This window comes from Flavobacterium sp. GQ95 (genome assembly GCF_059758655.1).
In genome coordinates this window covers 1-15048 of record NZ_JCAXEB010000002.1, presented here as the reverse complement: position 1 = coordinate 15048, position 15048 = coordinate 1, and the positions used below count along the sequence as shown (strand labels likewise).

The following is a 15048-nucleotide window of genomic DNA, read 5'->3' as shown; positions in this document are numbered from 1 at the left end:
TCATAACATAACGGGTATATTTTTTAGATAATTTGCTATCTTTAGTAAAAGCAAATAGCTACTTTTGAATTTAAATTCTATAAATAAAATACAACATATGCTTCAAAACAAAGTCATTTTAGGCAGTGAAGAATGGTGCTCATTTCCAGAACTAGGAATCCCGACAATCAAGGCTCGTGTTGATTCTGGTGCCAAAACTTCGGCAATGCACGCCATCAACATCGCTCCTTTTATAAAAAATGATGCCAATTGGGTGAAATTTGATATTAATCCAATTCAGAATAATATTAAAACCATCATTCATTGCGAAGCTCCGTTGGTTGACAAAAGAATTGTAAAAAGCTCAAGTGGTTTTAGAGAACATCGTTATGTAATTCAAACGAATCTAAAAATTGGTGATGTAAAATGGCCGATTGAAATGACTTTGACCAATCGTGACTCAATGGGTTTTCGAATGCTTTTAGGACGTGAAGCTATGAGTGGACGTGTATTAGTTGATCCCGAAGAAAAATATCTTTTAGGACAACCTACAACGGAAGCATTAAAAGAACTTTATCAAAACTCAGAGAAAGCAACGTCAGGTTTACGAATCGGACTTTTAGCCAGTAATCCTGAATTATACAGTAACAAAAGAATCATGGAAGCGGGCGAAATGCGCGGTCATGAAATGCATTTTTTGAATATCAAGGAATGTTACATGAAACTGGATGCCAAAACTCCTGAGATTCATTATAGAGGCGGAAAAATATTAAATCAGTTTGATGCAATTATTCCCAGAATCAGACCAAGCATTACTTTTTATGGTTGTGCCCTGACACGTCAATTTGAAGCTTTGAAGGTTTTCGTTTTAAACTCGGCTACAGCCATCACACAATCACGTGACAAACTATATTCATTGCAATTGCTTTTAAACAGTGGAATTGACATTCCGACAACCGGTTTTGCCAATTCTCCTTTGGACACAGATAACTTAATTAAAATGGTTGGGGGTTCACCCTTAATCGTAAAATTACTGGAAGGAACACAAGGAAAAGGTGTTGTTTTAGCAGAAACCAAAAAAGCGGCGGAAAGTGTTATCAACGCGTTCAAAAGTTTAAATGCAAACATTTTAGTTCAGGAATTCATCAAAGAAGCCAACGGAAAAGACATTCGTTGTTTTGTAATTGACGGAAAAGTCGTTGCTGCGATTCAGCGTGAAGCTATGCCGGGAGAATTCAGAGCAAACATTCACCTTGGCGGAACTGCATCAGTTATAAAGGTTACAGCCGAAGAGAAAAAAATCGCGATAAAGGCAGCAAAAGCAATGGACTTAAAAGTAGCAGGTGTAGATATCATTCGTTCTTCTAAAGGCCCATTATTGCTGGAAGTAAACTCTTCGCCAGGACTTGAAGGAATTGAAGGCGCAACCAATAAAGATATCGCCGGAGAAATGATCAAAGCTATCGAGAAGAATTTCAAAATAATTAGTTAGTTCATTCGAACTTAATATTCAATATTTAAATTAGCAACTTTGTCAAAGTTTAAAACTTTGACAAAGTTTTTTTTTACCTTTAAAATAAAAAACAATGCTTAACCCCTATTTAGATATTATTTTAAGAAGTCTCGCCGTTTACTTTTTCATGACGATTGCCTTAAGATTGTTCGGCAAAAAGGAACTTTCACAGTTAAATACGGCTGATATCATCCTGATTTTATTGATAAGTAATTCGGTTCAAAATGCAATGGTCGGTCCGGATACCAGCCTTTGGGGAGGTTTAGTTGCTGCTTTAGCCTTGTTTGTGATTAATTTTATCATTAAAAAACTAACACACAAATACAAAATACTGAATGATTTGCTTTTAGATAAACCAGAAATCTTAATTCACGACGGAAAGCTGGATTTTAAAGCCTTAAGCAAATTAGACATTTCTAACGACGAATTAAAAGAAGCGATGCGTGAACATGGCTTAGAACATTTTACCGATGTAAAGCTTTGTATGCTAGAAATTGACGGTACCATAAGTGTGATTTCTGAAGATAAAAAACATCTCAAACAGACACACTATAAAAGAAAACACAATCATAAGAATTTTAGAAAATAAAATTTAGAAATTCCAATATTTTAAATTCCAAATTCCAAACCAAAGATGAGAACTTATCGAATTTTGGGATTTGGAATTTTTTAATTGTAAACAAAAAAGCCGGTTTCAAATTATGAAACCTGCTTTTTTTATATGTTTTAAAATGCAATCAAAACTTCTCACATTTTACAAAAATCATTTTTCTAAGAAATAAATACGCTCAATACAAAGTAAACCAACCCTGCCAAAATAGCAGAAATAGGAATCGTTAATACCCAAGCCCATATCAAGCTTACAGTTACTCCCCAACGAACAGCAGATACACGTTTTGTTAATCCAACCCCGATGATAGAACCTGTAATTGTATGTGTTGTACTTACCGGAATTTTTAAATGTTCTGTAAAGTAAAGTGTCAAAGCACCAGCAGTTTCAGCTGCTACACCTTCAAACGAACTTACTTTAGTAATTTTAGAACCCATTGTTTTCACAATTTTCCATCCACCACTTAAAGTTCCAGCTGCGATTGCAGAATAACATGCTAATGGAATCCATCCTGGCATTACTCCTTTTATTCCCATATCATCGTTTGGTAAAACAACGTCTAACCAGGATGCCATATGAACTCCGGGATTTGTATTGATATAAACCGCTACAGCTGCAGCAATAATACCCATTACTTTTTGAGAATCATTTCCTCCGTGTCCTAAACTAAAGGCAGCAGAAGACAGTAATTGCATCTTTTTCAAAGCTGCATCAGCCTGATGAAGATTTAAACTACTGAATATTAAACAAAAAGCACTTACAGTTAAAATAATAAAGGCTACTAAAAACCATTTAATATTGTGTGGATCAAAAGCGACACTCCAAAAATGAGAATCAAATCTAGGTTTACCATGCTTAAGAATCTCTTCGTACGGTACCATCAGATTACTCACGAGCCAAACAGTCGCAATCATTAATGCTACAGTAAATATCTTAGGAAAAATACTTTTACGGGAAGCATTTAATAACCAAATTGAAATTAAATACGAAGCTAATGCTCCTAACAATGGCGCTAAAACAATAAATGCAATAATGATAAGAACTCCCGAAGGCATTCCGCCATCTTTTCCTGCTTTGTACCAGCTTACGATTTCGTACCAATAATGAGTAGTTCCATCTTCTCCGGCATATCCTGAAAAACCGTGTACAGCGATCGCATGCGCCACTGCTGCTCCGGCAAAACCACCGATTAAAGTATGAGATGAACTTGAAGGGATTCCCAACCACCAGGTTAATAAATTCCAGCAAATCGCTGCAATAACACCTGCCAGAATTACAACCAGATTAATCTCCATAGTGTGCGCTGTTTTAGCAACAGTATCTGCAACACCAAATCCGAAAACCCAATAGGCTAAAAAGTTAAAAAATGCTGCCCAAAGAACGGCCTGAAAAGGCGTTAGTACCTTTGTAGCAACAACGGTAGCTATAGCATTTGCCGCATCATGAAAACCATTGATGTAATCAAAAATTAAAGCTAATACTATAATAATTATAAGTAGCGTCATAAAATTATAACTTCAGAATGAAATAAATTGAATTTAAGAATGTTTTACAGAAATAGATTCCAGTATGTTTGCAACACTCTTACATTTATCTGTTGCTGATTCTAAAACAGATAACACCTCTTTATATTTAATAATATTTTTAGCATCTGTTTCGTTTTCAAAAATTTCAAAAACTGCTTTGTTATAAACGTTATCCGACTTGTTTTCCAATTTATTAATTCTGGCACAAGCATCTTTTATGACTTTGAAATTCTTTAAATTTCTCAATTCTTTTACTGCACTATCAATGTTTTGACAAGCTTCAAGATTGATTTCTGTCATTTTTCTGATCGATTTTGTAATCTTATCAACCTGATACAATCTCATTCTGCTTGCTGCGCCGTGAAGGTAATCAGCAACGTTATCAATAGAAGTAATTAAGGTGTGAATATCCTCTCTATCAAATGGGGTAATAAAGTTTCTGCTCAATTCTAAATTGGTTTGACGTGTAATGTCTTCTCCTCTTTGCTCTAATTCATCAATTTTTTGAAAAAGAACTTCTCTTTCTTTTAATGGAAGGTTTACAGCTTCGTGTAAATTAGAAGCTAATTCAATTAAATTGCTTGAAGCCTCTTCAAAAAGTGGAAAGAATTTCTTGTCTTTCGGCACTAAAAATTGGAAAATACTGTTTATTGACATTTTTTTATTTTTGATAGTGCAAAATTACTTCATTAATATTCTATAATGTTAAGCCATTGTTAACAAATCGTTTTCAATTTGGAAACTATTCAGGAATGCAACTGTCTTTTCAATGTCGTAATGTAAGATTCTGTCTTCCTTTACCAACGGCACTACCTCTCTGTAACTGCTTAAGAACATTTCGATAAAATCGCTTGATTTTAAAGGCTCTCTATAAGCAATTGCCTGAGAAGCATTCATTAATTCAATTGCCAGAATACGCTCTAAATTATCCATAACGCGCAACGCCTTTGTCGCTCCGTTTGCTCCCATGCTCACGTGATCTTCCTGTCCGTTACTCGAAACAATACTATCAATACTTGATGGAGTTGCCAATTGTTTGTTTTGGCTAGCAATACTTGCAGCAGTATATTGCGGAATCATAAATCCAGAATTCAATCCCGGATTATCAACCAAAAATGCCGGAAGATTTCTTAAACCTGAAATCAACTGATACGTTCTTCTTTCAGAAATACTTCCTAATTCGGCTAAAGCAATTGCCATAAAATCTAAAGCTAAAGCCAAAGGTTGTCCGTGGAAATTTCCGCCAGAAATAATCTGATCGGCTTCAATAAATATATTTGGATTATCAGTAACCGAGTTAATTTCGGTTTTGAATACTTTTCTAACGTAATCAATCGCATCTTTTGAAGCGCCGTGAACCTGAGGCATACAACGGAAGGAATACGGATCCTGAACGTGTTTTTTTTCCTGAGCAATAATTTCACTTCCTTCTAAAAATTCATTGATGCGTTGCGCCGTTACAATTTGACCTTTGTGAGGACGAATAAAATGAATCAATTCGTTAAAAGGTTCGCTTCTTCCATCAAAACCTTCCAAAGAAATAGTTCCGATTAAATCTGCTAAATAGGAATATTTATACGCTTTCAATAAAATATGAGCTCCATAAGCACTCATAAACTGAGTTCCGTTTAACAAAGCCAACCCTTCTTTTGACTGCAAAACGATTGGTTCCCAGTTAAATTGTTTTAAAACTTCGGCGGAAGCCACTTTCTTTCCTTCAAAAAGCACTTCGCCTTCTCCTAGTAAAGGTAAAGACAAATGGGCCAATGGTGCCAAATCTCCCGATGCCCCAAGTGAACCTTGTGTATATATAATAGGAAGGATATCATTATTATAAAAATCAACCAAACGACTTACCGTTTGCAACTGAATTCCTGAATGCCCGTAGCTCAAAGATTGAATCTTTAGCAACAGCATCAATTTTACAATTTCGGCAGGAACTTCTTCACCAGTTCCACAAGCGTGAGACTTTACCAGGTTTTCCTGAAGTTTTGATAAATTTTCATTTGAGATTTTCACATTACAAAGTGATCCAAAACCAGTGTTTATTCCATAAATAGGTTCTGAATGCGATGCCATTTTTTTATCTAAATAATCACGGCATTTCTGAACGTTTATTTTTGCTTCTTCAGATAGTTCAAGCATTTTCTGATTCACAATGATTTCTTGTAAATCTTCTAAGCTTAAGGTTTCAGTACTTATATAATGGATTTCTCTCATAGCATTTTTAATTTAAGGCATCAAAATTCAACAAATCAATATTAAAAAGCAACATTTGTTCATAATAATTAAAAAATGAACAGAAGAAATTCTACGTATTTATCTATTTCACATTACTAATCATACAAAATCAAGGCTTTATTTTTTCTTCTGTAAAATCAAACCCAAAAGCTTATTATAAAAATTAATTTCCTACTTAATTTATAGACTAATGACTGTTTTTATCCAATATTCTAATAAAAATCAACCTTTTAACCTCATGTATTCCCAGCAAATACAGGTTTAAATATACGAATACATCAATTTATGATATTCAATCTTGACAAAACCTCAATATTAAATGAATGAGATTTGAATTATTAAAATATTCGCAAAAAGAAAATAAAGGTTTTTCGCTTTTATAAAAATCTGTACTTTTGAAACATCAAAAATGAAAAGTAACAGCGCAAAATATCAATCTACAATGACAACTCTAACTGGAGTTGCAATTGCTGCTACAACAATTTCTACAACAACTACTACCCCTTAGGGGTATACATTTTACATATAATTCTGGTTATCTATACTTTTTTCGTGAAAGAAGAAAGTCATTGGATACATAAAAATATTTGCATAAAAAGAAAAAAATCATCAAAATGAAAGTATTAAAATTTGGCGGAACTTCGGTTGCCAATGCTCAAAATATAAAACTCGTTCTCGAAATTGTTAACCAAAAATCAAAACAAGATCAATTAGTTGTTGTGGTTTCAGCTTTAAGCAAAGTGACCGATTTATTACAATTGGCAGCAGCAAAAGCGGCAGCAAATGACGAAAGTTTTAGAGAAATTGTGGCTGAAATCGAGAAAAAACACCTTGACACTTTAAAAGAACTTATTCCGGTTAGCGAACAAAGCAGCTTGTTGAGCCATATAAAAAGAATCATCAATCACTTAGAAACTTTGCTTGACGGATGTTTCTTGTTAGGCGAATTATCTCCAAGAACGGCTGATACTATTTTGAGTTTTGGAGAATTACTTTCGTCTTATATCATTGCACAGGCGTATCAGCAAATTGATAAAAATGTAGTTTATAAAGACAGTCGTGAATTAATTAAAACAAATGCTGACTTCGGAAAAGCGGTTGTGAATTTTGAGATTTCAAACCAATTGATTCAGGAATATTTTAATCAAAATGATTCGCAAATCAATATTTTACCTGGATTTATAGCTTTAACTCTTGACGGAATCACTACTACTTTAGGTCGTGGTGGTTCTGATTATACTGCTGCCATTATTGCCGGAGCGCTTGATGCATCACAATTAGAAATCTGGACAGACGTAAACGGAATGTTTACTGCCAACCCAAAAATCGTAAAACAGGCGCAGCCAATTGCCAATATTTCGTACCAGGAAGCGATGGAATTGTCACATTTTGGTGCCAAAGTGTTGTATCCGCCAACGATTCAGCCTGTTTTAAGAAAAAATATTCCAATTTTAATTAAAAATACCTTTGAACCTGAAGCTGTAGGAACTTTGATTTCTGATCAGGTTTCGTCTAAAGATTCGGTTGTAAAAGGAATCAGCCATATTGATAATATTTCGCTTGTAACACTTGAAGGTCCGGGAATGATTGGAGTTGCAGGTTCATCAAGACGCTTGTTTGAAGTATTATCTCAGGAAAAAATCAACGTTATTTTCATCACTCAGGCTTCTTCTGAACACTCAATCTGTATCGGGATTTTGAATTCGGATGCTGAAAGTGCTGAAGCTGCCATCAACAGAGCTTTTGAAGTGGAGATTCTTCAAAACAAAATCGATCCTGCCATTGTAGAAAAAGACCTTTGCATTATCGCTTTGGTTGGAGAAAACATGAAAAACCACCAGGGTTTAAGCGGTAGAATGTTCAGTACTCTTGGAAAAAACAACGTGAATATCCGTGCGATTGCGCAAGGTGCTTCTGAGCGTAATATTTCGACTGTAATTAACGAAAGAGACGTTAAAAAAGCATTGAATACTTTACATGAAAACTTCTTTGAAGAAAACACAAAACAGCTGAATTTATTTGTAATGGGAGTTGGAAATGTGGGCGAAAAATTCATCGAGCAAATTCATAACCAAAGAAAATTCTTAAAAGATAATTTAAAGATAAACGTTCGCGTTATCGCTTTGTCAAACTCAAGAAAAATGCTTTTTGACGAAGACGGAATTTCATTAAAAGACTGGAAATCGACTTTAGACAAAGGTGAACATGCCATTCCAACAGAATTTATCGCTCGTGCCAAAGAAATGAATTTACGTAACAGTATTTTTGTGGATATTACAGCAAATGCAAGCGTTTCTGAAATGTATGAGAAATTCTTAAAAGAAAGTATTGCCGTTGTAACCTGCAACAAAATAGCCTGTTCATCGGCTTATGACAATTATAAAAAACTAAAAAGTTTGTCCCGCCAGTATAACGCTCCGTTTTTATTTGAAACGAATGTGGGCGCAGGATTACCGATTATTGATACGGTAAAAAACTTAATTGCTTCTGGCGATAAAGTGCATAAAATCCAGGCGGTTTTGTCCGGAAGTCTGAACTTCATTTTCAACAATTTTGACAAGAACAATTCTTTTCATGATGTGGTTAAAGAAGCCGGAGTTCAGGGATTTACAGAACCAGATCCGAAAATTGACTTAAGCGGAATTGACGTTGCCCGTAAAATCCTGATCTTAATTCGCGAAAGCGGTTACGAAATGGATATTGACGCTATCGCAAACGAATCGTTCTTACCTGCCGAATGTTTGGACACAACAAATAACGAAGCCTTTTTTGCATCGTTAATTAAACACGCTCCTCATTTTGAGAAAATCTATGAAGAAGCGTTAGCGAAAGATTCAAGATTGAAATACGTAGCGCAATTCGAAAACGGAAAAGCAAGCGTTGGCCTGCAATTCATCGCAAAAGATCATCCTTTCTATAATTTAGAAGGAAAAGACAATATCGTATTGTTCTACACAGATCGTTACGTAGATCAGCCGTTATTGATCAAAGGCGCCGGAGCCGGAGCTGCGGTTACAGCATCAGGAATTTTTGCGGACGTCATCAGAATAGGTAATAATTAGCCGCTAAGGCACTAAGACACAAAGTTTTTAAATTTTAAATCTAAAAAACTTTGTGTCCTAAAAATTAAAATATACTTTGTGCCTTAGCGCATTCGTGGCTAAAACACAAAAGCAAAAAAAACTTTGTGACTTTGTGCCTTCGTGGCAAAACCAACCAGAAATGAAAGAAATTAAACTATTTTGCCCGGCAACTATCGCGAATCTTTCGTGCGGATTTGACGTACTTGGACTTTGCTTAGATACTGCGGGCGATGAAATGATTGTTCGAAAAGTCGATCAAAAAGGCGTTCGTATTACTAAAATTGTGGGTGCCGATTTACCTTTGGAAACCGAGAAAAATGTTTCAGGTATTGCGGCTTTGGCAATGCTGGAAACGCTGGATGTCGATTGCGGATTTGAAATCGAAATTTACAAAAACATTAAAGCCGGAAGCGGAATCGGAAGCAGTGCTGCCAGTTCTGCCGGAGCGGTTTTCGGGATTAATGAATTGTTAGGAAGACCATATTCCCGTAAAGATTTGGTGCAGTTTGCGATGCAGGGCGAGAAATTAGCCAGCGGAAACGCGCATGCAGACAACGTTGCTCCTGCCCTTTTAGGCGGATTTACTTTGGTAAGAAGTTATGCACCGCTTGATATTATCCGAATTGATAGTCCGGAAGAATTGTACGCGACTGTAGTTCATCCTCAAATTGAATTGAAAACTTCAGATGCGCGTTCGGTATTGAAACAAACCGTTTCCCTGAAAAGCGCCATCATGCAATGGGGAAATGTAGGCGGATTAATAGCCGGTTTATACACCAAAGATTATGATTTGATTGGAAGATCACTTCATGACGAAATCGTTGAACCTTTAAGAAGTGTTTTGATTCCAGGTTTTGATTTAATCAAACAAACGGCTCTTGAAAACGGTGCCTTAGGTTCCGGAATTTCAGGTTCTGGCCCATCGATTTTTGCTTTAAGCAGAGGAAAAAACACCGCCGATCAAATCGCTAAAGCCATGAGCGACGTTTATGAGAAGATGAATTTGCCGTATGAAATTCACGTTTCGAAGATTAATCCAGATGGCGTTAGAATTTTGTAAAAAGAGTACTTAGTTCTTAGTAATTAGTCCTTAGTTTTGAAAAGCTAAAGATTAAGACTAAAGGAGTAGGTACTAATAACTAAGAATTATTTAAAATGAGTACTTAGTTCATAGTAAAGTCCTTAGTTGAAAAAAGCTAAAGATTAAGACTAAGGACTAGGCACTAATAACTAAGAATTATTTGAAATGAGTACTTAGTAATTAGTCCTTAGTTGAAAAAAACTAAAGATTAAGACTAAGGACTAATTACTAATAACTAAGAACTTAACAACAATGAAATACTATAGTTTAAACCATAATGCACCAGAAGTTTCATTCAAAGAAGCTGTAATACAAGGATTAGCGAGTGATAAAGGATTATATTTTCCGCAAATCATTACGCCTTTAAATCCTGCGTTTTTTAATGTAATCGAGAATTTAAGCCACAACGATATTGCTTTTGATGTGATTCAGCAATTTGTGGGTGATGATATTCCGGAGGAAAACTTACGCGAAATTATTAAAGACACTTTGTCTTTTGATTTTCCGGTTGTGGAAGTTGAAAACGGCATTTATTCATTAGAATTATGGCACGGGCCAACAATGGCTTTTAAAGACGTTGGAGCTCGATTTATGTCACGTTGTCTGGCGTATTTTAATAAAGACAAAAAAGATAGTAAAAATACCGTTTTGGTAGCGACTTCCGGAGATACGGGCGGTGCGGTTGCTAGCGGATTTCTTGGCGTTGACGGTGTTGATGTGGTGATTTTATATCCGTCAGGAAAAGTGAGTGACATTCAGGAAAAGCAATTGACGACTTTAGGAAAAAATATTAAAGCGCTTGAAGTAGATGGTGTTTTTGATGATTGCCAGGATATGGTTAAAAAAGCGTTTTTAGATAAAACTTTAGCCCATAAAAACCTGACTTCGGCGAATTCCATTAATATTGCGCGCTGGTTGCCACAAATGTTCTATTTCTTCTTTGCTTACAAAGCTTTGAAGAGCCAAAACAAACCGTTGATTTTCTCTTGTCCAAGCGGGAATTTCGGGAATATCTGCGCCGGAATTATGGCAAAGAAATTAGGTTTGCCAATTGAACATTTTGTAGCGTCTACTAACGTAAACGATACCGTCCCAAGATTCTTAGAAAGCGGACAATACGATCCAAAACCTTCTAAAGCAACAATTTCAAACGCTATGGATGTTGGAAACCCAAGTAACTTTATTAGAATTCAGGAATTGTACAACAATGATTTAAAGGCTTTCGAAAAAGATTTCTCATCGTACAGTTATACAGATGAAGAAACACTCGCAGCCCTAAAACAAATTTACAACACCGATGGTTACATCGCAGAACCTCATGGCGCTGTGGGTTATTTAGGTTTGAAAAAAGAATTACAAAAACACGATAACGCGATTGGTGTTTTCTTAGAAACCGCACATCCTATTAAATTCTTAGATGTTGTTGAACCTGCTTTAGGCATTACACTTCCGATTCCAGAACAAATTGAAAGTGTTATGAATGAGGATAAGGTTAGTGTGAAGATTAAGAGTTATGAGGAATTGAAGGCGTTTTTGGGGTAATAATTTATCTCTTTATAAATTTAGAAGCCACGGATTAGTTATTTATAATTCGTGGTTTTTTAATTATATCAAGATTAGTTTTTTGTAAGGGAAATGATTATGTTTGATTAGACAATTTTAATAAAATAGGCTATAAAAACTAATATTTCTAGAATTAATTTCCAAAATAAATAAATAAAATAATATGGCAAAAGCATTTTTATCTCATAGTAGTGCAGACAAAGAGTTAGTACGAAAAATAGCTAAGCAATTAGGTGTACAGAATTGCGTTTTAGATGAAATTACTTTTGATGCTGGCAGCAAAACCTTGGATCAAATTTTTAATGAATTGGATAAAACAGATTTATTTGTACTATTTATTTCCGATAAATCCCTAGAATCAGGATGGGTAAAAAAGGAAATTAACAGAGCTAAAAATAATATCTCCTCCGATATAATTCAAAGAATTCTTCCAATAATCATTGATAAAAAAATTACTCATGAAGATCCACGAATTCCTAAGTGGATTGCAAGACCTTATAATTTAAAATATATTGGAAATGAAGTCATATTACTAAAAAAAATTAATCAAGGTCTAAGAGAAATCAATTTTAAAAAAAATAAATATAACGAAGAAATCGAAAGAAATTTTGTAGGCAGAAATGAACAAATGGAAAAATTTGAAAGTAGTATAAACAATCTTGAGAATTGGATGCCAACTTGTATTATCGCTTATAATTTTTTCGAAGGTATTGGGCGCAGAACCTTTTTAAAAAATGCATTAAAAAAAGTAAATATTGTAGACTTTTCTTATCAACCTATATTTATATCAATTGATGCTAAAGAAAGTATTGAAAATTTTATTTACAAATTAAATACAATTAAGCAAGACGATTCTATAATTGAATACGATTTTTCAGAAGAAACTTTGGAATCAAAAATTAATATTGCAAAAGATTTAATAAAAGAATTTGTAGCTTTTAAAGAGATTATTTTTATTATAGATGATGGTGGGATTATATTACCAAACACTCAAATAGTAGAATGGTTTAATAGCTTATTAAATGATAGTGATTTTGATAACCAATTAGCATTCTGCTTAATTTCAAAATATAGACCTAATGAAATAAAATTAAAAAAGGAAAAAAAATCTTTGGTATTTAGAATTCCAGAATTATCAGTTCCAGATTCAAAAAATTTATTTATCAAACTATTAAACATTTATAATCTAGAGAATATAAAAATTGAAGAGAAAAAATTTTTTGTAGATCATCTAAATGGTATACCATCACAAATAATTTATGCTGTAAACCAAATTGCCATAAATTTACCAGATGCAAAAAGAAATATAAATGAAATTGTTCAATTCTCCGATACATTTACAAGCACTGTAGTTAATCACATCAAAGAGAACGAATTAGCATATGAGATCATAATATTTTTGTCAAAAAATGAAATATTTAGTTTAGATCTAATAAATAAAATTTTTGGAGATAATGAAAAGACAACTAATGCAATACAAACCTTATATGATTTATCAGTGTTTAATTTTATGTTTTCAAGTTACGAATATGTAAAATTGAATTCATACATTTCAGATTATATTAACAGATCCAAACTTTCATTAAATCCTATTTATGAAGAAAAATTAACTGCTGTAATCAAAGGTCTTTTAAAAGAAGATCTAGATGATCTATTAAAAAATGATTATACAGAATTTATTATAACAATTCAAAAAATGCTTGAAACTGAGCAAAAAATTCCAAAAAAATATTTTATTCCTGCACTAATAATTAAAAATATAATTAGGGAATATGATAAAGGAAATTATGAATATGTAATAAAGATTTGTTTACAATTACTTCAGACTAAAAACTACGATGAGCAATTAGTTTGGGAAACTAATTACAGGTTGACGTTGGCTTATGCAAGAACAAGAAACCAAAAATTCTTTGATTACATAGGATATTTTAAAAATGAAACTAATAATTTAGATTATTATTTCCTTCTTGGCTTCTTTTACCGACATGATAAAAATAGAGAAAAAGCATTAGAATATTTTTTTAAAGCATTAGAGGTTTACCCAGAACATTCAATATCAAAAAGAGAAATAGTTAACATATATCTTAATAAAGGGCAATATAAAGAGGCATTATCGCTCGCAAAAGATAATTATGAAAGGAAAAAGACAAATATTTTTCATATTCATTCTTATTTTATTTCATTAATCAGGCAAGGGAATCATTTTTCACATAGCGAAATTCAGATTTTAGAAGCTTTAATGAAATCGGTAAAAAATAGTGCAGATATAAAAGCTGAAGACGTTTACAGATGTATGGAAGGAGAATATGAATTTTATGTAAATAATGATTTATCAAAATCTACACAAATTTTAAATGAAGCTATGAAACTAAATGATAATAAATCTTATCCTAAAAAATCCCTATTAGAAATTTTCAGAAAAAGAGATATGAGAAAAGCATATGATGAGTTAAATGATTTAGATAGCAGTGTTGAAAATGATATAGAATATTAAAATTTCTTGACAGTCACGAACGAAAAGGAAAACCGTATATTAAGATTTTTTAAATTGTTAATCTGTAGTTTTATATAAACAAATTACTGTATTATAATTAGCTTTTAAATTAAATCCTAATATTTCCCATGCTAGCGCGAGCGTCTCGCTCGTGAACGCAAAGAGATGCATATTTCAATCGGAGCCGGCACGAGCGAGACGCTCACGTTAAATAATAATAATAAACCATTCTTAATTAAAAGAAATGAATATAGAAACAATACAAAAATTTAATTCTCAATTATCCGATAAAAAGATAACGATATGTTGTGCAGAAAGCATCACTGCAGGACTTTTAGCTAGTACAATTGCATCTATTCCTGGAGCTTCTAGTATCCTTAAAGGTAGTATTGTAACATATAGCCCCGAGCTTAAAATTTCTATTTTAGGGGTAAACCCACAAACTCTATTAAAATATTCTGCTGAATCAATTGAAACCACAGTTGAAATGGTTAACGGTTTAATAAAAACTTATTCAAATGCACAATTATATGTAGCAGTTACAGGAGTTGCATCTGAACCATTAAAAGACTCAGGGGTAATTAAAAAATTAGGGCAAGTATATATTGCCATACATTATAATAAAGAAGTTTATCAAATTGATAAAATAATAGATTTCCACAAGACTGACGAAATTGAAATAAGAAATGAGATAAGAGAAAAAACAGTCGATTTAATTTTAGAACAAATCTTAGAGGTTATTAATAAACCTGTTTCTTAATTTTTGCAAAATATTTTTTTACCCCAATGATTACAACAGCAACCTTACAGGATATTCCCCGCTAGCACAAGCGTCCTGTTTATAAACCCTGCTAACGCAAGCGTCCCGCTAGTGAACACAAAGAAATTCAAAAACCAATTGAAACGTTCACGAGCGGGACGCTAGCGCTGGCAATTCAACATAAAAAAAGAGATCTTA

The 15048-nt window shown here is 33.5% G+C and carries 10 protein-coding genes; 7 read left to right on the top strand and 3 right to left on the bottom strand.

Annotation, left to right across the window (positions count from 1 at the left end):
* The first annotated feature begins 97 nt into the window (after positions 1-97).
* Positions 98-1471, top strand: a complete 1374-nt coding sequence (gene rimK / locus AC6CH4_RS04735) for a 30S ribosomal protein S6--L-glutamate ligase (protein ID WP_072971218.1) — start codon at positions 98-100, stop codon at positions 1469-1471.
* A 94-nt stretch (positions 1472-1565) separates the two neighbouring features.
* Complete coding sequence (locus AC6CH4_RS04730) at positions 1566-2081, top strand: DUF421 domain-containing protein (RefSeq protein ID WP_498100634.1); 516 nt, start codon at positions 1566-1568, stop codon at positions 2079-2081.
* A gap of 182 nt (positions 2082-2263) precedes the next feature.
* On the opposite strand, the gene AC6CH4_RS04725 is transcribed toward AC6CH4_RS04730, so the two are convergent.
* From AC6CH4_RS04725 to hutH, 3 genes are read right to left on the bottom strand one after another with little or no spacing between them, the layout of a single operon-like run.
* On the bottom strand, positions 2264-3607 hold the full coding sequence (locus AC6CH4_RS04725; protein WP_498100632.1) for an inorganic phosphate transporter: 1344 nt from the start codon (positions 3605-3607) through the stop codon (positions 2264-2266).
* A gap of 33 nt (positions 3608-3640) precedes the next feature.
* Positions 3641-4285, bottom strand: coding sequence for a DUF47 domain-containing protein (locus tag AC6CH4_RS04720; RefSeq protein ID WP_056250900.1), 645 nt, complete (start codon positions 4283-4285; stop codon positions 3641-3643).
* A gap of 48 nt (positions 4286-4333) precedes the next feature.
* On the bottom strand, positions 4334-5848 hold the full coding sequence (hutH, locus tag AC6CH4_RS04715; RefSeq protein WP_498100630.1) for a histidine ammonia-lyase: 1515 nt from the start codon (positions 5846-5848) through the stop codon (positions 4334-4336).
* A 635-nt stretch (positions 5849-6483) separates the two neighbouring features.
* Here hutH and thrA point away from each other — a divergent pair.
* From thrA to AC6CH4_RS04690, 5 genes are all read left to right on the top strand, one after another.
* On the top strand, positions 6484-8931 hold the full coding sequence (gene thrA / locus AC6CH4_RS04710) for a bifunctional aspartate kinase/homoserine dehydrogenase I (protein WP_498100628.1): 2448 nt from the start codon (positions 6484-6486) through the stop codon (positions 8929-8931).
* 160 nt (positions 8932-9091) lie between these two features.
* Positions 9092-10012 carry a homoserine kinase gene (locus AC6CH4_RS04705; protein WP_498100626.1) on the top strand — a complete coding sequence of 307 codons (921 nt, stop codon included), beginning with the start codon at positions 9092-9094 and terminating at the stop codon, positions 10010-10012.
* A gap of 273 nt (positions 10013-10285) precedes the next feature.
* Entirely contained in the window at positions 10286-11575 is a 1290-nt protein-coding gene (gene thrC, locus AC6CH4_RS04700) for a threonine synthase (protein WP_498100624.1), read from the top strand.
* 184 nt (positions 11576-11759) lie between these two features.
* Positions 11760-14090, top strand: coding sequence for a TIR domain-containing protein (locus AC6CH4_RS04695; RefSeq protein ID WP_498100622.1), 2331 nt, complete (start codon positions 11760-11762; stop codon positions 14088-14090).
* Between the two features lie 244 nt (positions 14091-14334).
* Positions 14335-14850 carry a CinA family protein gene (locus AC6CH4_RS04690; RefSeq protein WP_498100620.1) on the top strand — a complete coding sequence of 172 codons (516 nt, stop codon included), beginning with the start codon at positions 14335-14337 and terminating at the stop codon, positions 14848-14850.
* Positions 14851-15048 lie beyond the last annotated feature (198 nt).